This window comes from Rhizobium sp. Leaf341 (assembly GCF_001424325.1).
GTDB lineage: Bacteria > Pseudomonadota > Alphaproteobacteria > Rhizobiales > Rhizobiaceae > Ferranicluibacter.
This window is the reverse complement of the sequence record NZ_LMPE01000012.1, coordinates 19,026-42,012: the sequence shown is the minus strand read 5'-3', so window position 1 is coordinate 42,012 and position 22,987 is coordinate 19,026. Positions and strand designations below refer to the sequence as shown.

The window sequence follows — 22,987 nt, the reverse complement described above, 5'->3', positions numbered from 1 at the left end:
TGATCCACAACGGCAACAAGGGTCATCCGTTCACCGCTCGATAACGTGACAACTCCAGGCGGCCTTGTAAAGACCGTTCATCCTTTCAGCGAGAGCATTGTCATAACTGTCGCCAACACGTCCGACGGACGACTCGATGCCTGCCTCTGCCAGGCGTTCGGAATACCTGATCGACACGTATTGAACACCGCGATCCGAATGATGCACGAGGCGGCCGCCATGCGCGGGACGCCGATCATCAAGTGCCTGCTCGAGGGCATCGAGGACGAAACTTGCATGTGCTGTCCGGCTCACTCGCCCGCTAGTCAACGATGCAACGACGTCGATACATCCGCGCAAATGCGCCACATTTGTCGCGTGGCCACTATACGAAGCCCTGCCAGATGGCGACATAGGTGAAATCCGAAACCGACAGCCTGTTTGGTGCTGGAGCTTTGAACTGCCGGTTCCCCCGGTCAAGCGGGCTCTGAGCCGTCTTGTCCGAGAATGTCGTGCAGATCGGCTTGCCCCGAATGACGCCTTGCAGGCTCATCGACCTCATAAGCCTGGCGACGCTGCAGCGGGCGACTTCGAAGCTTCACGCTTCAACTGCCGCCAGACCTTGCGAACGCCATAGACGCGGAAGTTCTGCTCGAAGACACGACGTACCTCAATCTTGAGGCTGATATCGCTGCGGGCGCGGATCGACATACGATCCACGTCCATCTGTCTTCAGTGGAGAAGGTCCACACAATGAGCGTGGTCCGTGGTTGGCAGCTCTAAGAAAAGACGCCGCCCAATGGATCGAGCCCGGGAGGTTCAGACCTGACGGCTATTACCCCCACCCAGCGGGTTCAGGCCCCCCTGTCATGAAGACGATATTGCTCTGCTCCGGCTCAGGCAACCCGCCGGGTCGCAACCGCTAAGCCTTGAGCGGGAGCGGTCTGTCCCGGTTCCCGGATCCTGGCACGGCGGTTGAGCTTGAAGCGCTGGACAAGGCTGCTCAGGGTGTGGGCCTCATCGGCCAGGGAACTGCTCAAGGCGGCGACTTCTTCCGACATTCCCGCACTCTGCTTTGTCATCTGGTCGATCTCGTTGACCGCTGCGGTGACCTGCGCAAGCCCATGCTTCTGATGGTCGGCGCCGGTCGCGATCTTCTCGACATTCGCGTCGATCGAGGTCACGAACCGATCGATCTGGGTCAGCGACGTGCCCGTCTCGGCGACGAGCTTCACACCTTCGTCGACCTCCGCTGCAGACTTGTTGATGAGCACCTTGATTTCCTTGGCGGCCTTGGCCGAGCGTTGCGCAAGCTCCCGCACTTCCGATGCAACGACGGCAAACCCGCGGCCCGCCTCTCCGGCACGTGCTGCTTCCACGCCGGCATTGAGCGCCAGCAGATTGGTCTGGAAGGCGATTTCATCGATCACGCCGATAATCTGGCCAATTTCGCTTGACGCCTTCTCAATCCGGCCCATCGCAGAGATGGCCTTCTCGACCACCGCCGTCGAGGACGTGGTGCAATGGCGCGCCTCGCCGACAAGGGCGCGGGTCTGCTGGGCGTTGCCCGCGGCTGCGGTCACGGCGGCGCTGATCTCGACCAGGGTCGAGGAGGTCTGGGTGATCGCGGCGGCCTGTTGTTCCGTTCGCATCGACATGCTGGACGCCGCATCGCGCATTTCCGCGCTACTTGTCTCGATCTCGACCGTGCTTGAAAGCACCTTCTCCAGGACGCTCTGGAAGGACGCGAGCGAATTGTTGAAGTCCTTGCGGATCTGTTCGAACATGTCGATGAAAGGTTCGTCGATCGTCATGCGGATGTTGCAATCCGCCAGCCGGTTCAGCCCCGCGCCGAGCTGCTCGACGACGACGAGGACGTCGTTCGCCCGTTCGGCTTCCTCGCGCTGGCGTTCGCTGCGCTCGGTGATCTCCTTTTCCGCCAAGGCCCTGCGCTCGCGCTCGGCCGCTTTCAGCGACAGCGCATTGTCTCTGAAGACGATGACCGCGCGTGCGATTCGTCCGAGAAGATCCTTCCGTTCGGCGAGCGGCACGCTCACGGTCAGATTGCCGGCCGCCACCTCCATGATGGCGCCGGTAAGCCCATGCGCCGGCACGATAAACCGTTTCGACGCCAAGATGACGAGGGCGAGGGCTGCAAGCGTAAGCGTCGCCACGAAGCCGATTGCGAGCATGCGCTGGGAAAAGACCGAGGCGATGGCCGTATCTTTCAGCACCACTGCGTCCGACAGACCTCGCCAGAGATGCCAGGTTCCTTGCGCATCGGGGAACTTGAGGCTCACTACCTCGGAATAAATCAGCGCTGGGTCCGGCTCGGCTTTATCCACCCAAGCGGCAGATACGTTTACCTGTCCGGGATCGGACGCTTTGATCGTCACGCCGTGGGTGAGATTGACGAGCGAGGCGTTGGCAGCCGGCAGGAAGCCAGCGAGAACGCGCAGGCGCACGACAGCCGAGACGACTCCCTTGAAGCGTCCACCGGCGTCGTAATAGGGCACGGAGAAGACCATTCCCGCCCGATCATACTCTACCTTCGTGGTGTTGAAGTCGCTGTTATCGCAGGTCTTGACGGACGGTCCCGAGAGGATTGGCACCTCGAGCCCCTTAAACGTCGCAATGGTCCCGTAGTTCTGACGGAAGTAGGCGATTTGCCGGGCGATGAGGGCATATTCTTCGTCTTCGACCTCCGGCTCCTCGACCACGGGTGCGCCTGATGTTTCGGAAGTACCGGCTTTCTCGGAGTTTCCCGTAATCATTTCGTCGTACATAAGGGCTGGCACCTCTGCCTCCCCGGTTGCCGGATCAATCGCCTCGGGATTGAAGGTTTCTGGCGTGAAGTAGATTTCGGAGACCGTCACATTGCTCCAGAGATTGTTGTAGATCTGCTGGATGGTTTCCTTCGAGGAGGCCCCCAGATTGGTCGCATGGCGATCCATGCCCTTTACGTCGGGCAGAAAGGACAGCGTACGGATGTTCTGGTAAATCTGGGCAAGCGCATTGTCGAGATCCGCCGTATAGACCTGCGTTTGGTCGCGCTCCGCGCGGCGCGTGTCCTCCACGGCCTTGGTGTACTGCGCGCTCGAAAACTGCAGGATGCCAGCTATGGCGGCAGTCGCGAGAAGCGCAATGCAGGCGACGGATTTTAGAAGAAATCTCGGCGTCGGCGGGGCTGAGGGTGCGGATTTCGTTGTGATGTTGCCGTCCCGCATGCCCGCCATGTCTCTGTTCCGCCGCTTTGATGTCTACGAGCTACATAAATAGGGGCTAACGGTTAAGACTCTTTGAACGACATCCTGGCCCGTCAGGATGCCGTTCAAACGGCCCGTAGCAATCAAGCTGCCCTTGGGTGATAGCCAGAGCCAGTCCTCCGAGAGGCGTTCCCCGAATGACCGCCGGACGACGTAAGCTGGAACTGACCGATCATATTCCGTAGCTTCAGGGTTTCCGACGCCAGCGTCCCCGCCGCAGCACTGCTCTCCTCCACCATGGCCGCATTCTGCTGTGTGGACTGGTCCATGCTGTTGACCGCGCCGTTGACTTCGTTCAGTCCCGTCGATTGCTCCTTGGTCGCGGTGGAGATGGCAACCACGTGGTCGTTGATCTCGATGATCTGCTGGCTGATGCCCTTGAGAGCTGTGCCCGTGTCACGCACAAGTCTGACACCTCCGGCGACTTCCACGGCTGAGTTGCGGAGGAGGTCCTTGATTTCCTTGGCAGCTTTGGCGGATCGTTGGGCGAGTTCGCGCACCTCCTGTGCCACGACGGCAAAGCCACGGCCTGCTTCCCCTGCCCGCGCTGCCTCTACACCTGCATTCAGTGCAAGGAGATTGGTCTGGAAGGCGATCTCGTCGATGACGCCGATGATCGAGGATATCTGGTTGGAGGACTGTTCAATGCGGCTCATGGCATCAACCGCATGAGATACGACCTCACCAGACCTCTCGGCGCTCATGTTCGCCTGCGATGCCACTTCGCGGGCTTCCTGCGCGCGTTGCGCGGAGGAACCAACGTTGGCCGTGATCTCGTCCAGAGCCGCCGCGGTCTCCTCAAGGCTGGCCGCCTGCCCCTCCGTTCTGCGCGACAGGTCCGATATTCCCTCACTGATTTCCCGCGTGCCGGTTCCGATCAGATCGACGCTCTGTGAGATCTCGCGGAATGTGTCGCACAACTGCGCCACAGACCTGTTGAGGTCCGCGCGCAGGAACTCGAACTCCGGTGCGAAGGGTTCGTTTAACTGGGAGCCGAAGTCGCCCGAGCAGAGGCGCTTGAGGCTGTCTCCAAGCGCATTCATGGTTTCCACACGCGTCGTGACATCCGTGGCGAATTTGACGACCTTCGTCACTTTCCCGTTTATATCGAGAATGGGATTGTAAGAACCAGCGATGACGACCTCCCGTCCGTCCTTGCGGATCCGCTTGAATTCAGCAGCGTGGTACCTTCCCTCTGACAGATCCTTCCAGAAAGACCTGTATTCGGAGCTTGCTACCGTTTCCGGGGTAACGAACATGCTGTGATGTTTGCCCTTGAGCTCGTCGACAGACGCATAGCCCATGACGTCTAGGAAGTTCTTGTTGGCACTGATGATCTGTCCGTCCACCGTGAATTCGATGATGGCCTGCGAACGGCCGATTGCGGCAATCTGCGCTGCGTAATCGACATTCAGGAGTCGCGCTTTGGCATCCGCCCACTCAACCACGAAACCTGTTGTCTTGTTGCCGCTTTTGAGCGGCGTCACGAGAAGATCGAAGACGCGCGTGCCAACGCGGATTGTCGCGTTGTGGCGGTTCTTGAGAGCCGCAAGCATGCCTCTCTAATGTGCCGGATTCTTGTGAAACACGTCAATGTTGCTGCCGATCAGTGTGCCGACCGAGAAGCGGGGCAGCTCCTTCCGCAGGTCGTCTTCCGCTTCTTTAAGAAGCTCGAGAACCGATGGGTTCATGTATGTGATGTTCAGCTTGGCATCGGCGACCATGACGTTCGCCTGCAGCGCCTCGAGCGCCAGCAGCTTGTTGGTCTCCTTCGAACTCATCAGTGCGGCCATTCCCATTCCAACCCCTCCGCGTGTGCGTGACGCTCTGCGTCAGCACGTTACGACCAAGTTTCAACTGCGAACCCGATATTAGGTGTCATAAAGTTACTTTTCGCTTAACTTTCGAAGATACGTATGTTCTTACTTACAAATCTGTTGGTCGAGCTATTCTGTATCGGGTGATCTTAGCCCTGCAGGCTCCGGCGAATCCTGGATCTCAAAAGCTGTCAGCTCTCCCCGCCGAATATATGTTGGGGATTAGCGAGGCACGGCATCGGTTCGCGCGCCCTGTAGACGTGACTTTCCGCAAGCACTTCGGTCACCGTCTCCTGGCGATTACCTACGGATTCACGCCGACCATGCCGTCGGCCTCGAACGCCTGGTCGAGATTTTCCTCGATCCTAAGCGGACTGCCGGCCATATCAGGCCAGACTCCTTGCTAGGATATGGCAACGTCCCTGCCACCAATCGCAGCACCGAAGACAACCGACACCACGCCGCCGACCCAGACATTGAAAGCCAGCGCCGCCAGCGACAAGCTACAAATCACGGATACGAGAAACAGACGCAGTGTCTTCTCAGAGCTTATCCATGCTACGGGCTGACCAGCAAGAGCACGGCCCAGAGTGCTGCCAAGCCCTATCCAAGAATGAGGAGGTCAAGCGTGGATTCGCTGATGTCCCGTCTTGCAACAAAACTCAAGACTTGTGGCGCCAACTGCCGATGCCCAAGCTTTAGCGAAACAAACATAGTTGCCGCAGCTCAACACTAAACTGACTGCTGGTCAAATTGTAAATAAAGGCACGACAGATTTTCCATTCTCTTCTTGAAGTAAAGATATGCGACGAATTCGCCTCCTGCTTTTCGAGAACAATCGCACGCGGCGAATTTTTTCTGACCACTCTTCGAGGCGTTGTTGATCTATGGAGCGTGTGGGTTCCCAAGTCGTCGAGGATCCGCAACTGGATCCGGGCGAGCTTGTCGACCAGGCGCGGAAAGCGGCCACCGAGCCTGGCAAGGCCGAGGCCTTCGAACGCACGCGGCATACGCAGGTAAACGATGGAATGATCCAGCCGGGCAGCTTGGCGACCGAAGGCGCAGGCAAGCCAAGTTTTACTCGTTCCGGCCTGGCCCGTGATGATCATGTTCTCATGTGCCTTTAACCACGCCCCTCGCGCAAGCGACATCGTGTTGCGGCGGTCGAGACCGCGATGAGCAGCAAAGTCGATGTTCTCGATACAGGCGTCGGGAAAGCGGAGCTTTGACGCTGCAAGCCGGTTGGTCAGGCGTTTGCTCCCTCGTAATGGCGGCCAAGGGGACAGAATGCGAGGGCCGAGCAATATCCTTGTTTGGGATGAGGCGATCGCGCATCATCCGCTCGACCAACATGGCGGCGTTCACCCCGATCCTTGCCGCCTGGGTCAAAAGCGATGCTGGCGTTGTGTCGGCATAACGCCGGTGGGATTTGGGCATATGCTCGTTGACCTTGACATGCCCGGATCGCTGAGAGCGTCAACGAGGCCCACCTATAGAGCATGCGCGAGAGTTCTCTCCCGGCCGCAACCGACGGCAAGCGCGGTTTCTGGCGCTGAACGAAGTACCGGTTTGCGTGCCGGCGGCCATCTCTTCGCAACGACCGTGGCGAGAGATGTTATTTCCTCTCTCTCAGGCGCGGTACAGAACGCTGTATGATCAGGCCTGCACCGTGGTCCGCATCGATGCGGAGAATGGGTTGAAGGCGGATGCCGGGCGGTCAGATGGCGTCGCCGACCTCTGGCCAGAGTTGAGCTGTGGTAGTAAGGAGTTGTGGCGTGCCTGCGGCGATCCAGGGCACGTCGATATCGGAACGCCTGCCGATCCGGACGTCGAGGCCAGCTTCGCGCGCGAGAACGGCGCCGCCGGCGATGTCCCACATGGTGGTCATCTTCTGGAGGTGCCCGTCGAAGATGCCGCGTGCGGCAAAGACCAGTGACACCGAGGTGGTGTGCAGCGCCTCGACCACCCAGCCGGCTTGGCGAAGACCGGTGTGCAGCGCACCGATCTCGGCGATATCGTCCCGGGCGCTATCGCCGAGCGAGACAACGCGGACATCGCCCATCGGCGCGACGCGGGCAAGGGCCGCGCCATTGCGTTTGAGGCCGGTGCCGTCGGCGGCGCTATAGACCTCGCCGAAGACCGGAAGAGCGACCACGCCGAGATCCGGCCGGCCCTTGGTAACGTGGCCGAGCGAGATCCCCCAGAGCGGTGACCCGCGCAGGAAGTTCGATGTGCCGTCGATCGGGTCGATGATCCAGTAGGTCTCACCACCATCGCCGCCGAGTTCTTCGCCGACGATCCTCTCGCCGGGAAAAGCCGTATCGAGACGCGTTCGGATCAGCGTCTCGATGCTGGTGTCGGCCTCCGAGACGAAGTCCTGAAAACCCTTTTCCCGCGTGGCGATCGCGTCACGCGCGGAAAAGAAGGCCAGGGCCTGATGCATGGCCTCCTCGACGATGACGGTTGCCTTGTCCAGACGGTCCTGCAGCGGTGTCATGCGGGATCTCCCTTGCTTTGCGCGGCCCAGGCACGGAATGCCTCGACCTCGTCTGTCTGGATCGCGCCGACGCCCGCCTGTCTTAGCCGGCTCCAGACACCGTGCGGGTCGTGAAGCGCGTGGCTGTCGCTGTAGTCGAGGCAATGGGAGACATCGAGCGTGTTGATCCAGACGCGAATGTTCTGCCGCACAAGTTCGTCCTGCGCGGCGGCGATGTCATCGATATCGTCGAATTTTACCTCGATCATCGGCGGCCGAAGGGCTGCGATGCGGCGAAGATCCTCGGCAAACCGGTCCTTGCGGACGCGGAACATCGGCATATGCGGGATGCGGCCGAACCAATGGGTCTTCAAAAGCGGAAACGTCGTTGCATCCACGTCGATGGCGGTCTTGACGAGAACCTGCGCCTCTATCCCGAGCCGCAGGACGGTGTCCATGACGGCGGGCAGATCGCGCTCGTATTTGGTGTCGATATTGACCGCAATGCGGCCTCGGGCGGCCTCGAGCACCTCCTCCAGCGTCGGCACTGTCTCATGTGTGATGGCGGCAGCCGGGCCGCCGGCGCCGGCCTTCAGGCGGGCCTGCCGGACGGTGTCGAAGGGCAGGTCTGCGACAACGCCGTTGCCGGTCGTCGTGCGGTCGAGCGTTTCGTCGTGGATGACGACGAGGTGCCCATCGGCAGTTGCCTGCGTATCGATCTCGACCATCTCGACGCCCGCCGTGATCGCGGCCTCGATGGAGGCGATCGAATTCTCCGCCGTGTTCTTCCAAAAGCCGCGATGGGCGATGGTGAGGATACGAGGATTGTCGCGCGAGGCCATCGCGATGATGTCGGGCGTGGCGGACGGCAGGGCAGCGAGGTGGTTCTGAGAAACGGGCATTCGGTCTTGCTTTCGGCTGTTGTTGGAGTGTGCGGGCATCAGATCTTGCCCATGCCGGCCGCCATCAGGTCGTCGCGCAGAACACGGCCGGCGATGATGAAAACGACGAGAGCCGGCAGGAGCAGGAGGAAGGAGACGAGGGCGGCAAGCGGCAGCTGCAGCGACTGCGGATCGAGGTAGTTGTAGAGGCGGATCGGCAGCGTCTGGACAACGGGGGCGCCGACGATGAACGACTTGTCGAACTCTTCGAAACTGCCAACGAAGGACATGAGCCCCCCGGCCAGAAGCCCGGGTACCGCAAGCGGCAGCACGATGTGCCGGGTGATGCCGACCGTGCCGGCACCCAGCGAACGGGCGGCATGAAGCAGATCGTCCGGGATCGTCTCGAGAGCGGCCGTCATCAGCCGGATCATCAAAGGCAGGGTTCCGACGGTCTGGACCAGGATGACGCCCGTCATCGTATAGGCCAGCCCGAGCACCAGGAAGACCTGCCCGATACCCACGGCCACGACGATGCCGGGAATGATCATCGGCGCCAGGATGAAGATCTCCACTGCCCGTTTCAGCCGGAAGGGAAATCGCGCCATGGCCCAGGCCGTGGGCAGCGCAATGATGGCCGTGGCGAACGTGACAGTGATGGCGATCGCGATGCTGTTGAGCCCCGCCTGCAACAGGCCGTCATCGGCGAGAACCGCGGCCCAGCGCGCGCTCGTGTAATGTTGCGGCACGACATGGGGCGGCGACCATCCGTCTGCAATGGTCCAGAGGAACATGAGCCCGAGCGGAAGCGCAAGCGTCAGGAGCAGCGCCACGTAGAGACTGATCGCAACGGGAAGGCGGTCCTCCCGCGTGAAGCGACGACTGCGGGCCGTATCGTCTGCCCGTGCGTCTGCGGATACCGTGGTCATCGCGCATCTCCCCGTCCATGGGCATCGCCGATGCGCGATGTCACTGCGTAGTAGGCGATCAGTACGGCGACGGCGAAGGCGCTCAGCACCATGCCCATGGCGAACACCTGGGGAAAATGGCCGTCGTTAAACTGGCTGACCATCAGGACCGAGAGTGGCCGAGCCGTTGGCGACCCGACGATGTCGGGGATCGCGTAGGAGCCCATGGAGCCGATGAAGGTGAGAAGCACGGCCGCCGTGATGCCCGGCATGGCGAGCGGCACTTCAACGAGGAAGAAGGTGGCAAAGCGCGTTGCGCCGAGCGACCGACCAGCGAAGCGGATGTCTTCCGGGATCGCCGCAAAGGCGCTGGTGATGACGAGCGTCATGAAGGGGATCTGTTTCCAGACGCTGGCGATAATGACGCCGATGCTCCAGTCGTCGCGCACGAGCTTCGGCAGGCTGATGCCGAGCAGCGCCATGGCCCGATCGACGAAGCCGCCCCGTTCAAAGACCACGATGAGCATCAGGCCGACAATGATGGCCGGCACGGCTATCGGAAGCTTGTAGAGGCCGCTGAACAGCCGGCGGCCGAGGAAGTGCCGTCGAATGGCCAGCGAAAGCGGCACCGAGACGAGGAGCGAGACGACGACGGGAGCGACGCCGAGATAGATCGATGTGCGCAAACCGCGCAACATCGAGGGTTGAGAGGCAATGAGGCCGTACCATTTGAGCGTGAAGGCGCCGTCATCCGTGCGAAAGCTGGCGAGAAAGGCTGTGGCCAGCGGCGTGCCGAAGAACAGCAGGAGATAGCCGACACCGGGGGCCAGAAGCAGCGGGAGGAGCACGCGGCGATCGCGAAGGAGCGCCGGCATCACGCAGCCTCCTCCGTCGGGTATTGGTCAGCAAGCGGTGACAGATGATCGGAAAACGTCAGCGCGACCGCCTGGCCGGGCGCTATCAGGGGGTCGCCGCCGGATTGGCTCACCTTGAGCAGCGTGTCGCCGACGGACACCGTATAGAGCGCGCTTGCACCCATGAAGGAGACGCTGGCGACGGTTGCCGGCGCGGCGGCATCCACGGTCCCGGAACCGCAGGCATGAATGCCGATGCTCTCCGGCCGAACGGATATCTGAGCCGGGCCCATGGCGGGTGCCGCAAGATGAACGGCCTGGCCCCAGGGCAATCGCGCCTGTCGGCCTTCCGCGGTCACCGACAGGAGATTGGTCTGGCCGAGGAAGCCGGCCGTGAAGGCCTGGCGCGGCGACCGGTAGAGTTCCAGCGGCGTTCCGATTTCGACGACGCGGCCGGCGTTCATGACCACGATGCGATCCGACATGGCCATCGCCTCGGTCTGGTCATGGGTGACGTAGAGGCTGGTCGCGCCGATGCGCCGGTGCAGGGCAACGAGTTCGTGGCGCAGCGTGTCGCGAAGTTTCGCATCGAGATTGGACAGCGGTTCATCGAAGAGCAGGAGGTTGGGTTGCATGACGATGGCACGCGCAAGAGCCACGCGTTGCTGCTGCCCGCCCGACAGCTGCCGCGGCATGCGGCTCTCCAGGCCCGTCAGGTTGCAGATATCAAGCGCATGGTTGATCCGGCTCTGTCGCTCGGGCTTCGGAACGCCTTTCATCCGCAGCCCGAAGCCCAGGTTCTTCTCGACGCTCATATGCGGGAAGAGAGCGTAGGATTGGAACACCATGGCGATGTCACGCCGCTCGGGCGGCAGCGGGTCGATCCGCTTGCCGGCCAGACGGATCTGGCCACCGCTCTGCTCGCTGATACCCATGACGATCCGCAGGAGCGTGGATTTTCCGCAACCGGACGGGCCGAGGATGGTCACGAACTCCCCTTCGTGAACGGAGAGCGACACCGGATGAAGCGCGCGGCTCGGACCGTAGTCCTTGGTAATGTTGGAGATCTCAAGCATGCTCATGGCGCGTTCCTGCGGGAGGGTATCGGTCTGTCAGGCATGGGACCCCCAGCACCGGTGCTGGCGCTTGGGGGGTGATCGAGGACCGGTTAGTTGAGGACCTTTTCGTAGAGCGCGTCACCCAGGCCACCGGCCATGTCCCAGTCCGCGGTGACGCTGCGCTGCGGAAAGACGCTGGACGGCAGCATGTAGATCGTCTTGTCTGCCGGTAACTGATCGCTGCTGACATCCGTGCGCGGCGAACGCGAGGCCTTGTTTTCGAGCTTCCAGAGCTGGAAGTCCTTGCTCATCGCCAGATCGATGAGAAGGAGAGCGGAGGCCACGTGCTTGGCATTGGCAGGCACGAACATGGCATCGCCCGAGCTGACCTGGCCCTTGTCGAGAAGCGTCACGCGGAAGGTGTCCGGCAGCTGCTTGCCGTTGATGAAGGTGACCGCTTGATCCTCCCACACGGTGCCCATGGCCAGCTGGCGATTGTTGATGAGATTGAGCGTGTCGGCATTGCCGTTGGTCAGTTCGGCGGCGGCCTGAAGGCGCCGATAGTAGTCCCAGACCGGTTCGACGCAGGGAGAGGTCAACGCCCAGGCCTTGGCATCCTCGCGCGTCAGGCTTCTGTCGGTGAGCTTTGCCTTGCAATCGCCGGTCATCAGGTCGAGCGCGAGGGAATAGAGGAACCCGCTGCCCGAACCGCCCTTGGCAGGGGCGGTAATGCCGAGCTTCTTGGGGTTCTTTTCCGCCCAGGCGATCAGCGCCTGGAAATTGTCCGGAACGTCTGCCGCCTCGACCATGGCACTGTCGTAGCCGATGGCGGTCTGGTTCAAGTGCACGAGCGGAAAGCTGCCGCCATGCGCGACGCCGAACACCGTGTCGCTCAGAATGGGATCGTAGTGATCGAAGTTCGGCAGGATCTTCGTCAGCGGAATATTGCCGACGACGCCCTTTGCGGACAGGAGCGGGTATCCGCCGCCGCCGGCGAAGTAGACGTCGACAGGCGCGTCCTGCCCGGCCGCCTGAACCGCGATGAGCTGCTGGTTCGCCTGGTCGCCCTTGACGTCGCTGTACTCGACCTTGATGCCGTATTTCTCTTCGTACCTGCGGATCAGTTCTTTCCATGCATCGCCGAAACTGCCGGCAAAATTGTACATGGTCACTGACCCACCTTCCGCCTTGGCGGCGGGGACGACGACGTCGTAGAAATTGGCGCGCGTGACCGACGAGAGATCGAAGGTGAGGTTTTTCATGTTGCTTTCCGCCGCAAGGCAGGGCGCGGTAGAGGCCGTCAGTGCGACAAAGGCGGCTGCGACAAGGGTTCTGAACATAGCTGCTCCTCGGGTTCCGATGGGAGGGCGTGAACGGCCATCTGGCCGATGGCGATGAGTGCGTTCCCGATGGCGAAAGCATTACTACACATTAAGTGTAATATTTATGAAGGATTTGTAAAATATGGGGCAGCGCGCCGGCCTTGTTGTCGGCAACGATCGGGCACGATACCCAAAGCCCCAGACATTAGAGCGAGCACACGCGGGAGAATGCGGCATGCCAGCGGAACGGAGTGCGCTTTCGCAGGCGCCGCTTGCCAGCGATAACGAGCGCATGATTCTCGATATCATCCGCCGTCATGGCACGATGGCGCGATCGACGATCACCAGCCACACGAACCTCACCCAGCAATCGGTCCACCGGCTGGTCGAGGGGCTTGTCGGGCGGGGGCTGCTGCGCACCGGGGCGCCCGTCGGGAGAGCACGCGGGCAGCCAAGCCCGACCATCGAGCTTGTGCGGGATGGGGCGAGTGCCATCGGCCTGTCCATCAACACGGACTCGGTCATCCTTTGCATCACAGACCTTGCCTGCGATGTGATCGTCGAGGAGCGGCTGGACCATCAGCCACGCCACCGGGAAGAGACGCTGCGGGCCATTGCCGCCAGGCTCGATGCGCTGCTGGCGGACCATGGTATTGCCAAGGACACGGTTGCGGGCCTCGGCTTTTCCATGTCAGGCTTCTTCGTGACGGATGATCCTGCCTTCAACGCGCCGGAGCCGCTCTCCGACTGGTCGCTCCGGGATCTTCGTCCCGAGCTCCAACGCACTTTCGGGCTGCCGGTCTGGCTGGAGAACAATGCGACGACGGGGGCGATCGGGGAAAGCATGTGCGGCGTCGGCCTCTGGTGCCGGACCTTTGCATTTCTCTCGTTCAATTATGGTTTCGGCGGCGGGCTGATCCTCGACGGCAAGCCGTTCCACGGTTTCCACGGCAATGCCGGCGAGCTCAGCGGCATCTACATGCCGGGCGAATCCGAGCGGCGGCCAGCCTTGCAATATCTTCTGGCACGGCTGCAGGAAAACGGCACCGACATCGACAGCATCGCCTCCCTGTGCCAGAAATTCGATCCTGCCTGGCCGGGCGTCGAAGACTGGCTGGCGGAGATCATGCCGCAGGTCGACCGGTTGGTCGCGACGCTGATCGCCGTTCTCGATCCGCAGGCCATCGTCTTCGGCGGCCAGTTGCCGCCGAAACTCGGCCAGATGATGATCGAACGCACGCACCTTCCTTCCCAGCGCGTGCACCGCTACGGCGTCGGCCCGCCGGAGGCGCGTCTGGTGCTCAGCGAAACGGCAGGCGACGCCGCCGCACTCGGCGCAGCGCTTCTGCCGCTGAAGATGCGATATTTCACCTGAAGGATGCTATATGGTCGACGGGTTGACCTGGCACTGGCGTTGAATTTTCTGGCTATCGCGGGAAGCATGGAACGTTGAAGAGCGCGCTGTGACGCAATCTCGTGAAGGTTGCCAAAGCCAGGACCCCTTTGTCCGAACGGCCGGTGCGCGTGGAAGCTGGCGCGGACTTCGTTACGGCCCGGGCAATGATCCTGTCGTGCGGCTGGCGGCAATGAATGAGCGACGCCAGCGCCTGCTAGCGATCAAGGCCATGCGCGCATTCCGCGCCGAGAGTAGTCCGGTGACCCATGATGAGATCCAGGCCGGGAAATCGGAAAGCCGTCAGCCACCGGCTGCTAACGAAGGCCGACCGCATGGGCTTCACTGTTTGCCACACGGTCGTTCAGGCGGGCACGGTATCAAAGCTACAGTACCGTAACCACTTAGAGGCGTGCTACTGCATTGCCGGCGAAGGTGAAGTCGAGGATATGCAGGGCAATCTCTATCCTATCCGCCCAGGGGATATTTATGTACTCGATCAACATGACGAGCACTATTTGCGCGGCGGAGCAAACGAAGATTTGGTGCTGGTGAGTGTGTTCAATCCTCCGCTTGCAGGCCATGAACACCACAATCTCGATGGTGAGAACCGATCATCATCCCATTGAAAACAACCGATGACAGGGTGGTCGTCTGATGGGGCTCAAGCATCAAGCATTTTTCTATTCTCTCTTTCTCTCAAGACTGGCGGATCAGATCCTTCTGTTCCTCGTGCCGTTGGTAATCTTCCAGCTGACGGGCAGTGTGGCCTGGTCGGGTGCGGCGTTCTTCCGTGAGACATTGCCGCGCTTCCTCTCGTTCCCGATCTGCGGCGCCCTTTGCGATCGAGTGTCGCCCTTGAGGCTGTTGCGGGTCAGCCAGCTCTATCGCGCGGTTGTTTGTTTCGGCGGAATGGTCGGCTTCGCGGTATTTGGCAGAGTCGGTTGGCTTATTGCCATTTCTGCCGTTTGTGGCGTTCTGACCACGCAGGGCCTGATGGCTCGGGAAGTCATGCTGCCGCAGGTCTTTGCCGGTCACCGGTTTGAAAAGGTCGTCTCCTACACGCAAATCGCAGATCAGCTGGGCATGGTGGTTGGTCCGCTCGTCGCGGCGGGTCTGCTGACGTTCTGGCCTTGGGAATATGTCGTTGTATCGACCGCAGTGCTTTTCCTGGCAGCCGACGGCGCTGTGATTGCGTGGCAGCGATCGGTCCGACCAACATTGGCTGAACCGGAAATGGCAACTGGCAACTGGGCTTTACCCATTATGATCGCCCTAAGGCACGTTGTGAGACTGCCGGGCTTGATGGAGGTTGTCCTTCTTGCAGCTGCCGTCAACCTCATCATCGGTGTCACTCTCGCAACGTCGGCTGCAATGGTGACGGGCATCCACAGCCAAACGGAAACCTATTACGCTGGTCTCCAGGCAGCGGGCGCTATCGCGACCGTAATCATACTGTTTGCAACAGCGCACACCGCGATCCCTCTGAAGACGCTGGGCCTTGCGGCGTACTCAATGATCTTCCTTGGCGGTGTCGTCACCGGTCTAGCGTCCGGTCCGCATGTTTACGCGTTTGGATTTGTCTTCGTTGTGGGTTTCGACAAGATGTTCAACGTGTTCATCCGAAGCATGCGTCAACGCATCATTCCGCGGCAAGATCTCGGCAAGACGACCGGCCTTGTCGTTATGTTGAACAATCTCTCGCAGCCATTGGCGGGGCTGCTCGTCACGGTTTTCGCGGCTATGTATGGCGCCGGTGGCGTTATTACAGCCTTGTCGCTCTTCATGGGTATCGTGGGCGTACTTGTTGGGGCGGTTAAGCTGCGGCGGGCTCCGCGCGAAGCGGTTGCGGATTGAGGCTGATGGCAAGCGATGTGGCTACAGTCTTTCGGGCGAACTCGCACTGGGACGCGCCTGTTCGCGCTTAAGTAGCAGATTGAATTTCGGAGCATTATCGTTATATGCACATCGAGTCTCGGCCAAGTGAACTTGGGATCTCTCTGCCACACGATGTGCCGCAGCCGCCCGCTATACGCCTGCGGTCGTACATGGCAACCTGGCTTACATCAGCGGGCAACGGCCCCGGGAGGGTGAGGCTGTTTATGTCGTGGAAGGTAAGGCCGGGAAGTTTCCATGGAAGAAGCGAAACGCGCCTCCCGTATAGATCTCATTCGCAGCTTAGCAGCGTTGCACGATGCTCCCGGTAGCCTGGATCGGATGGAGCAGGTCCTGAGACTGGTTGTCTACGTCAGCAGCGTCGACGATTTCACCGAGTTTAGTAGCGTTGCGGAACCTTTGTTGCCCGCCGTAAGCGGAAATTATTTCCGCTTACCTTTCCAACCCCTTGATGGGAATCGAACGGTGGCCCCGGTAGTTACCACTCAAATTGGATTCCGCGGCGATTGCCTCGAAGTGTAGCCTCTACTCCCATCCATCAGCGCCTTGGTATACGGATGCGTCACCGCGTCTTCGATGATCTGCTTCCTTGTCACGGTCTCCACGAAGACGCCATTCAGCATGACCGCGACCCGGTCACAAAGATGCGCGACGACAGCCATATCGTGGCTGACGAGGATGTAGGTCAGTTACCCTAGCTACACGCACTGTCGCCGCAACGGATTCGAACAGCAGCCAGTAGCGGCTGAGAAGATTTCTCCTTGATCGCCATTCTCGCTCCGAGCCTTCGGAGCGTTAATTGCCGTAGAGCTCGTACAAAGATTGATATTGTTCAAACGTCATGCTGCACCGCAAGATTTTCGAACAACCAGACTGCAAGCGATGGCCTCGATCCCGAGGGGAACGGATTTCCCTTGCGTGAGGTCCAGGATGGCCAGGCCTGCCCTCCGGCCGAGTTCCTTCAGGCCCATGTCGATCGTCGTGAGAGCTGGACGTGTCTGTGCGGCGACAACGTGCCAGTTGTCGAAGCCGACGACCGCGATATCGCCGGGAACGGAGAGGCCGTGATCCCGCAAGGCGTCGATGACGCCCCGGGCGGTCTCGTCGCTGCCGCAAAAAATCGCCTCAGGACGCGGCTCATCGCGCGCGAGCATCTGCCGGACCGCTTCATGGCCCCAATCCTCCCCCCAGGATCCGAACATCACCTCCCCCTCCCTGCCGAGACAGGCGTGATAGGCCTCGGCGCGCCGACGCACGGCGGCGAAATCTTCCGGGCCGGTGATGTGCAGGATCCGGCGGTGGCCGAGCGACAGGAGGTGCTCGACCGCAAGGCGTGCGCCTTGGGCATCGTCGGGAACAAAGGATACGCGGGTGTCCGGCCCTTCGGCAAACGCGTAGACCACAGGGATCGGCAGATGCGTAAGATCGACCGGTGGCGGTAGATCGACCCGGGTGGCGGTAAAAATGATGCCGTCCACCTGCTTGTCGAGCAGCGCTTCGAGATGAAGGCGCGCCAGGCGCGGATCATTGTTGGTCGCGCAGAGGAAAACCGAGACGCCATGATCGACCAGGGCTTCCGACACGCCCGCCGTCATCGGCAAGGTCAGCCGGCCGTAAGTGTCGTTGGTGATGATGCCGATGGAGTGACTGCGCCGACTGAGCAACCCGCGCGCGAGCGCGTTTGGACGAAACCCGATCTCTTCGGCCACCCGCTTCACTCGCTCGCGTGTCTCCGCATTGGTGCGACCCTGCCCGTTCAAGGCGTTGGACGCGGTGGCGACACTCACCCCAGCGGCCTGCGCAACATCGCGGATCGTCGCCCTTCGCACCCCGTTTTCGCTCATGAAAAGGTCCTTTCGATCATTTTGATGAAACCTTTCACCAAGAAATATCCGTGTTGATAAAAGCTTTTAGCAGTTTGTTCTGCCATCAGCCGCTCGCGCTGTCGACAAAGAAAATATTGTCGATTACCGTTTGGGGCACGTCGACGCCCTGGCCTGTCGCAGGGAGAGTTGGCGACCAAGAAAAAGGGAACGCTCCATGCTGAAGATCAAACTGGCGCTCGCCGCGCTCTCGCTTGTTGCCAGCACGACGCTGGCCAACGCAACCGACGTGACCTTGTGGGTCCGCACCTCGTCGGGTGCCGTTCTTCAAGGACTTGCCGATCACTACAATGCCTCGCATTCCGACAAGATCGTCGTGACGCAGATCACGGCGGAGCAAATGGTGCCGAAGCTTGGCGCCGCCATTGCCGGCGGTGCCGCACCAGACGGCGCCGTGCTTGACCTGATCTATCTCCCGACATTCGCCGCGGCTGAAGGCCTGGAGGACATTTCCGAGTTCGTCAAGAGCCGGCCTTACGCCGCCTCCATGAGCCCCTCCCATATCCGTCTTGCGACCTATGACGACAAGATCTACGGCGTGCCGGCGCTGCCCGATGCCTCGATCATCGCCTACAACACCGATCTGTTCGAAAAGGCGGGGCTCGACCCGAACAAGGCTCCGGCCTCGCTGGAAGAGATTGCCACCGCCGCCAAGAAGATCACGGCGCTCGGCAACGAGACCTATGGGTTCTATTTCGTTGCCAACTCCGGCAGCTGGCTCATCTACGACTTCCTGCCGCACCTCTGGGCGGCCGGAGCCGATATCCTCAGCGAAGACGGCCGCACGGCGACAGTCGATACGCCTGCCCTGCGCGAGACGATCGCGGCCTATCGCGACATGTGGAAGGCGGGCGCGATCCATCCGACGTCCCGCTCCGGAAACGGCAACAATGCCGTCGAGGCCTTCGCCTCCGGCAAGGTCGGCGTTCTCATGACCGGCTCCTACATCGTCAACCTGCTGACCAGCAAATACCCCGACGTGAAGTTCGCCGTCGCTCCGATCCCCGGCCCCAAGGGTGGCGCCTCCAGCTTTGCCGGCGGCGATACGCTGGCCGTCATGAAGGGTATCGACGAGGAGAAGAAGAAGGTCCTGCTCGACTTCGTCGATTTCTACATGACACCGGAACAGCAGGTCTACATCACCAAGGAGTCCGGCATGCCTTCGCGCACCGATCTGGCAAACGATGCCTATGCCAGCTTCGACAAGCGCAATCTGGTCGCCTACGACGTCCTGTCCAAGGCCCGTACGCCCTACACCTTCTCGTCGGACGAACTCTTCGTCAGCCGCACCGGACCATTCGTCAACCTGATCCAGGATGCCATCTTCGGCGAAAACGTCGATGGGGCGATCAAGACGGCGCAGGATGCCTTCACCAAGGTTCTCGACCGGACCAACCCGTAAGAGGCTTTTGCGAGCTGTAGTCCGCCCCTCACCCTCGCCTCTCATCCGCCTGCCCCTCCCATCACCAACAAGGAGCGAGATCTTGGCTTTGACGGCTGAAAGACCGGCGCCGGCGCAGACGGCTGCGACCAACGATCCGGAACCCAAGGGCTGGCTCGGTCTGGCCTTCATGGCGCCCAGTCTTGCCTTCATCCTCGGCCTCTTCGTCGTGCCGCTGGTCATGGCGCTCTGGATGAGCCTCCACAACTGGCCGTTGCTCGGGCGCGCCAAGTTCATCGGACTTGCCAATTACGCAGAACTGCTCGGCGACACGCAGCTTTGGCATTCCCTGGGATTTACGCTTCTCTATACGGTGCTCGTCACCACGGCCATCATGGCCGTGGCCTTCCCGCTGGCACTCCTGGTGGATCGGCCGCTTCGGCTCGCCGGCTTCTTCCGCACGGTCTATTTCATGCCTGTTGTCATCGGTTTCGGGGCCGCTTCCACGCTCTGGATGTGGCTGCTCAATCCTGACAATGGCGTCTTTGCCCATCTCCTGCGCGGGCTTGGACTCGTCGACAGCGCACCGCGCCCCCTTGAAAGCTTCTGGCCGGCGCTCGGCGTCATCATCCTCATGGTGGTGTGGAAGACCGCTGGCTTCACCATGGTGATCCTTTTGACAGGCCTTCAGGCCATTCCGGCCGACGTGACCGAAGCTGCCAAGATCGATGGCGCCGGCGTCTTCAGCCGCTTCCGGCGGATCACCTTGCCGCTGATGAGAAACTCTCTGCTTCTCGCGCTGGTGCTGAATGTGACCTCGTCGATGCTGGCCTTCGACCAGTTCTTCATCATCACGCAGGGCGGCCCCTCCAACAGCACCGTGTCCGCCGTCTTCTCCATCTATCTTGCCTCGTTCTCCTCCTACCGCCTCGGCTACGGTTCGGCCATGTCCTTCGTCCTTCTCGTCGTCCTCGTGGCGATCTCCTCGCTGCAGCTTGCCTTCCTGCACCAGCGGCCGGAGGAAAGCTGATGGGCCGCATTCTCACCACATCCGCCCCGCTGCCGGTCCGCGAGAGGCTCGGCTTTGCCGCCTTCATCCTCGTGTCCATCGTGTTCGCGCTGTTCTTCCTGCTGCCGATCGTCTGGTCCTTCGCCAATTCCTTCAAGCCGGCAGCCGAGGCTCTGGCCCATCCTGTAGCGTTGTTCTCGAAGGCCTTCTCGCTGGAGAACTACAGGCGGCTCGACACGGTGGGCGCCGGCTGGACCACCTATGCCGGCAACTCGGTCCTGATCGCGCTGGGAACGGTGGTGCTGACGGTCCTCGTGTCCGTGCCAGCCGGTTACGGTTTCTCAAAGTTCCGGTTTCCCGGGCAGTCCGCCTTGTTCGTCGTCGTCATGGCGACGATGATGATCCCGTTCCAGTCGATCCTCACACCGCTCTTCCTGATCCTGAAGGTGCTCAAGCTCCAGAACAATCTGTTCGGCCTCGTGCTGATCTACGTGACCTTCCAGCTGCCCTTCTCGATCTTCATGATGCGCAATGCATTCGATGCGGTCCCCCGGGCCCTGATCGAGGCGGCGCGCATCGACGGGGCGTCGCAGTGGACGATCCTGCGGCGGATCATGCTGCCGATCGCCGTGCCGGGCGTGGCGACCGTCGCGATGTTCGCTTTCCTCAATTCCTGGAACGAGTTCCTTGCGGCCCTCATCTTCCTGTCGGACCAGAACAAGTTCACGCTGCCGATCATGCTGGTCAACGTGTCCTCCGGCATCTACGGCATCATCGATTGGGGTGCCCTCCAGGCCGGCGTCACCGTCACCATGGTCCCCTGCATCATTCTCTTCCTTCTCCTGCAACGCTACTACGTGCGCGGGCTCACCGCCGGTGCCGTCAAATGAGTGTCGTGCATACCCAAAAGGCTTCTCCCATGTCCTCCAGGCCCGCAGTCCCCCCCTCCCCGCCGCAGGCATCCTCGCTCCGCTTCATGCCTGGCGATCACGCAAAAGTCGATTTTACAGGGGGCTTCTGGGAAAGCTGGTCGAAAACCGTGCGCGACGTGACCATTCCAACCCAGCATATGCGCCTGGAGGAAGAGGGCTTCCTCGAAGTCCTCGACTTCGACAAGCCGCCATCGCCGCTGGTGCGCCGCATCCAGCCGAGCGGGCTTTCGATGCAACATTTCTTCGACAGCGACTTCGGCAAATGGATCGAGGCGGCAAGCTACACGCTCAAGCAGCATCCGGATGCAGCGATCGAGGAGAAAATCGACGCGATCGTCGAGAAGCTCGAACAGGGGCAGATGGCCGACGGCTATCTCAACAGCTGGTTCATCCGTCGCGAGCCGGAGAAGCGATGGACGAACCTGCGCGATCTCCACGAAATGTATTCGATGGGGCACCTGCTCGAAGGCGCGGTGGCCTATTTCGAGGCGACCGGAAAACGTCGCTTCCTCGACGTGATGATCCGCGCCGTCGATCACATCATCGACACGTTCGGCCCGGAGCCGGGCAAGCTGCGCGGCTATGACGCGCATGAGGAAATCGAGCTTGCGCTGGTGAAGCTCTACCGCGTGACGCGCGATCCGCGGCATCTGGCTCTTGCGACCTATTTCGTGAATGAGCGCGGCCAGATGCCCTCTTACTACGACGAGGAAGCGCGACGCCGGGGCGAAGATCCCGGGGACTATGTCTATCAGACCTATGCCTACAGCCAGGCGCACATGCCGGTGCGAGAGCAGACCCAGGTCGTCGGGCACGCGGTGCGGGCCATGTATCTTTTCTCTGCGATGGTCGATCTTGCGCACGAGAACGACGACCCGACGCTGAAGGCCGCCTGCGAGCGGCTGTTCGACAACCTCACCGGCCGCCAACTCTATGTTACGGGTGGGCTCGGTCCGTCCGCATCGAACGAAGGCTTTACGCGGGAGTACGATCTGCCCAACGAAACGGCCTATGCCGAGACCTGCGCAGCCGTTGCATTGGGCTTCTGGAGCCACCGTATGGCGCAGCTCGATCTCGACGCGAAATACACGGACAAGCTTGAAACCGTGTTGTTCAACGGGGCGCTTTCGGGAATTTCACGGGACGGCGAGCACTATTTCTACGAGAACGTTCTCGAGAGCCACGGGCAGAACCGTCGCTGGAAATGGCACTACTGCCCCTGCTGCCCGACCAATATCGCCCGCCTCATTACCTCGCTTGGACAGTATGTCTACTCGGCAACGGATGCGGATCTGGCGGTTCATCTCTACGGTGCCAACACGGCGGAGATCATGCTGGGCAACACGGTGGTTCGCCTAGCGCAGGAGACGCACTACCCGTGGGATGGCGATGTCCGGCTGACGCTTGGTCTCGACGCGCCCGCCTCCTTCACGCTGCATCTTCGTATCCCTGGCTGGTGCCGCGAGAGCCGGATCACGGTCAATGGCAAGACCATCGATGTGCCCGCAGCAACGACGAAGGGTTATGCAGCGATCACGCGCGACTGGGCGGATGGCGACGAGGTACGGCTTTCCTTCGATATGCCGGTCGACCGGCTCTATGCCCATCCCGCCGTCGGCGAGGATGCCGGCCGGGTGGCCTTAAGGCGCGGCCCGGTCGTCTATTGCGTCGAGGAAATCGACATCGGACTGGAACCGCAGCGGCTGCGGCTGCCGACAGACGCAAGGTTCGACGTGTCCTATGATGCGGACCTTCTGGGCGGTGCGGCCGTGTTGACCGGCGAAGCACTTCTGGCGGAGGCAGCAGACTGGGACGGCCTTTATCGCCCGGCCCCACCGAAGCTGAATCCCTGCACGTTCAAGGCGATCCCGTACCATCTCTGGGCAAACCGGGATCCAGGCGCCATGCTCGTCTGGCTGAATGAGAAGTAGG

At 61.2% G+C, this 22,987-nt stretch carries 16 protein-coding genes and 4 pseudogenes; 8 read left to right on the top strand and 12 right to left on the bottom strand.

The window, feature by feature from the left end; all coding sequences use genetic code 11:
- Nucleotides 1–60: 60 nt before the first annotated feature.
- From ASG03_RS21080 to ASG03_RS13130, 11 genes and pseudogenes are all read right to left on the bottom strand, one after another.
- A pseudogene (locus ASG03_RS21080) lies at nt 61–711 on the bottom strand (IS3 family transposase); the annotation flags it as partial.
- A gap of 164 nt (nt 712–875) precedes the next feature.
- Nucleotides 876–3,215 carry a methyl-accepting chemotaxis protein gene (locus tag ASG03_RS13175; protein WP_062693912.1) on the bottom strand — a complete coding sequence of 780 codons (2,340 nt, stop codon included), beginning with the start codon at nt 3,213–3,215 and terminating at the stop codon, nt 876–878.
- 113 nt (nt 3,216–3,328) lie between these two features.
- Nucleotides 3,329–5,044: pseudogene (locus tag ASG03_RS13170) on the bottom strand (methyl-accepting chemotaxis protein).
- A 716-nt stretch (nt 5,045–5,760) separates the two neighbouring features.
- Nucleotides 5,761–6,366 carry an ATP-binding protein gene (locus ASG03_RS22140; RefSeq protein ID WP_274533659.1) on the bottom strand — a complete coding sequence of 202 codons (606 nt, stop codon included), beginning with the start codon at nt 6,364–6,366 and terminating at the stop codon, nt 5,761–5,763.
- A pseudogene (locus ASG03_RS21685) lies at nt 6,327–6,538 on the bottom strand (IS21 family transposase); the annotation flags it as partial. The gene ASG03_RS22140 and the pseudogene ASG03_RS21685, both read right to left, overlap by 40 nt.
- A gap of 241 nt (nt 6,539–6,779) precedes the next feature.
- The gene (locus tag ASG03_RS13155; protein WP_062693908.1) at nt 6,780–7,559 is read right to left on the bottom strand and encodes an inositol monophosphatase family protein; all 780 of its coding nucleotides are present in this window, start codon (nt 7,557–7,559) and stop codon (nt 6,780–6,782) included.
- Nucleotides 7,556–8,440, bottom strand: coding sequence for a glycerophosphodiester phosphodiesterase family protein (locus ASG03_RS13150; RefSeq protein ID WP_062693907.1), 885 nt, complete (start codon nt 8,438–8,440; stop codon nt 7,556–7,558). The genes ASG03_RS13155 and ASG03_RS13150 overlap by 4 nt, the downstream gene beginning before the upstream one ends.
- A 38-nt stretch (nt 8,441–8,478) precedes the next feature.
- A complete protein-coding gene (locus ASG03_RS13145) occupies nt 8,479–9,348 on the bottom strand; it encodes an ABC transporter permease (RefSeq protein ID WP_062693906.1) in 870 nt (289 codons plus the stop codon).
- Complete coding sequence (locus ASG03_RS13140; protein ID WP_062693905.1) at nt 9,345–10,202, bottom strand: ABC transporter permease; 858 nt, start codon at nt 10,200–10,202, stop codon at nt 9,345–9,347. The genes ASG03_RS13145 and ASG03_RS13140 overlap by 4 nt, the downstream gene beginning before the upstream one ends.
- Nucleotides 10,202–11,263 carry an ABC transporter ATP-binding protein gene (locus ASG03_RS13135; RefSeq protein ID WP_062693904.1) on the bottom strand — a complete coding sequence of 354 codons (1,062 nt, stop codon included), beginning with the start codon at nt 11,261–11,263 and terminating at the stop codon, nt 10,202–10,204. Before ASG03_RS13135 ends, ASG03_RS13140 begins: the two co-directional genes overlap by 1 nt.
- Before the next feature lie 86 nt (nt 11,264–11,349).
- Nucleotides 11,350–12,579: an extracellular solute-binding protein gene (locus ASG03_RS13130; protein ID WP_062693903.1), complete on the bottom strand. Its 1,230-nt coding sequence runs from the start codon at nt 12,577–12,579 to the stop codon at nt 11,350–11,352.
- Between the two features lie 217 nt (nt 12,580–12,796).
- On the opposite strand from ASG03_RS13130, the gene ASG03_RS13125 reads away from it, so the two are divergent.
- From ASG03_RS13125 to ASG03_RS21810, 4 genes and pseudogenes are all read left to right on the top strand, one after another.
- The gene (locus tag ASG03_RS13125) at nt 12,797–13,936 is read left to right on the top strand and encodes an ROK family transcriptional regulator (protein WP_062693902.1); all 1,140 of its coding nucleotides are present in this window, start codon (nt 12,797–12,799) and stop codon (nt 13,934–13,936) included.
- A 323-nt stretch (nt 13,937–14,259) separates the two neighbouring features.
- Nucleotides 14,260–14,583, top strand: a pseudogene (locus tag ASG03_RS21070) (ectoine synthase); the annotation flags it as partial.
- Nucleotides 14,584–14,611: 28 nt separating this feature from the next.
- Nucleotides 14,612–15,811, top strand: a complete 1,200-nt coding sequence (locus ASG03_RS13115) for an MFS transporter (RefSeq protein WP_062693900.1) — start codon at nt 14,612–14,614, stop codon at nt 15,809–15,811.
- A gap of 276 nt (nt 15,812–16,087) precedes the next feature.
- On the top strand, nt 16,088–16,372 hold the full coding sequence (locus tag ASG03_RS21810; protein WP_062693899.1) for a hypothetical protein: 285 nt from the start codon (nt 16,088–16,090) through the stop codon (nt 16,370–16,372).
- A 317-nt stretch (nt 16,373–16,689) separates the two neighbouring features.
- Here the strand turns inward: ASG03_RS21810 and ASG03_RS13105 are convergent, their stop codons facing one another.
- Nucleotides 16,690–17,694, bottom strand: a complete 1,005-nt coding sequence (locus tag ASG03_RS13105; RefSeq protein ID WP_062693898.1) for a LacI family DNA-binding transcriptional regulator — start codon at nt 17,692–17,694, stop codon at nt 16,690–16,692.
- 196 nt (nt 17,695–17,890) lie between these two features.
- Between ASG03_RS13105 and ASG03_RS13100 the strand changes: the two genes are divergently transcribed.
- The 4 genes from ASG03_RS13100 (at nt 17,891) to ASG03_RS13085 (ending at nt 22,986) form a co-directional block, all read left to right on the top strand.
- Entirely contained in the window at nt 17,891–19,135 is a 1,245-nt protein-coding gene (locus ASG03_RS13100; protein ID WP_062693897.1) for an ABC transporter substrate-binding protein, read from the top strand.
- 88 nt (nt 19,136–19,223) lie between these two features.
- On the top strand, nt 19,224–20,144 hold the full coding sequence (locus ASG03_RS13095; protein WP_062694039.1) for a carbohydrate ABC transporter permease: 921 nt from the start codon (nt 19,224–19,226) through the stop codon (nt 20,142–20,144).
- Nucleotides 20,144–21,013 (top strand): carbohydrate ABC transporter permease, encoded by an 870-nt coding sequence (locus tag ASG03_RS13090; RefSeq protein WP_062693896.1) that lies wholly within the window; start codon nt 20,144–20,146, stop codon nt 21,011–21,013. Before ASG03_RS13095 ends, ASG03_RS13090 begins: the two co-directional genes overlap by 1 nt.
- Nucleotides 21,014–21,042: 29 nt before the next feature.
- Nucleotides 21,043–22,986 carry a glycoside hydrolase family 127 protein gene (locus ASG03_RS13085; RefSeq protein ID WP_062693895.1) on the top strand — a complete coding sequence of 648 codons (1,944 nt, stop codon included), beginning with the start codon at nt 21,043–21,045 and terminating at the stop codon, nt 22,984–22,986.
- Nucleotide 22,987: the final 1 nt, after the last annotated feature.

Bases quoted from the DNA above. Each gene is read 5' to 3' on its own strand.
- ASG03_RS13175 (WP_062693912.1), bottom strand. From the start codon at position 3,215: ATGGCGGGCATGCGGGACGGCAACATCACAACGAAATCCGCACCCTCA.
- ASG03_RS13155 (WP_062693908.1), bottom strand. From the start codon at position 7,559: ATGACACCGCTGCAGGACCGTCTGGACAAGGCAACCGTCATCGTCGAG.
- ASG03_RS13150 (WP_062693907.1), bottom strand. From the start codon at position 8,440: ATGCCCGTTTCTCAGAACCACCTCGCTGCCCTGCCGTCCGCCACGCCC.
- ASG03_RS13145 (WP_062693906.1), bottom strand. From the start codon at position 9,348: ATGACCACGGTATCCGCAGACGCACGGGCAGACGATACGGCCCGCAGT.
- ASG03_RS13140 (WP_062693905.1), bottom strand. From the start codon at position 10,202: ATGCCGGCGCTCCTTCGCGATCGCCGCGTGCTCCTCCCGCTGCTTCTG.
- ASG03_RS13135 (WP_062693904.1), bottom strand. From the start codon at position 11,263: ATGAGCATGCTTGAGATCTCCAACATTACCAAGGACTACGGTCCGAGC.
- ASG03_RS13130 (WP_062693903.1), bottom strand. From the start codon at position 12,579: ATGTTCAGAACCCTTGTCGCAGCCGCCTTTGTCGCACTGACGGCCTCT.
- ASG03_RS13125 (WP_062693902.1), top strand. From the start codon at position 12,797: ATGCCAGCGGAACGGAGTGCGCTTTCGCAGGCGCCGCTTGCCAGCGAT.
- ASG03_RS13115 (WP_062693900.1), top strand. From the start codon at position 14,612: ATGGGGCTCAAGCATCAAGCATTTTTCTATTCTCTCTTTCTCTCAAGA.
- ASG03_RS21810 (WP_062693899.1), top strand. From the start codon at position 16,088: ATGGAAGAAGCGAAACGCGCCTCCCGTATAGATCTCATTCGCAGCTTA.
- ASG03_RS13105 (WP_062693898.1), bottom strand. From the start codon at position 17,694: ATGAGCGAAAACGGGGTGCGAAGGGCGACGATCCGCGATGTTGCGCAG.
- ASG03_RS13100 (WP_062693897.1), top strand. From the start codon at position 17,891: ATGCTGAAGATCAAACTGGCGCTCGCCGCGCTCTCGCTTGTTGCCAGC.
- ASG03_RS13090 (WP_062693896.1), top strand. From the start codon at position 20,144: ATGGGCCGCATTCTCACCACATCCGCCCCGCTGCCGGTCCGCGAGAGG.
- ASG03_RS13085 (WP_062693895.1), top strand. From the start codon at position 21,043: ATGTCCTCCAGGCCCGCAGTCCCCCCCTCCCCGCCGCAGGCATCCTCG.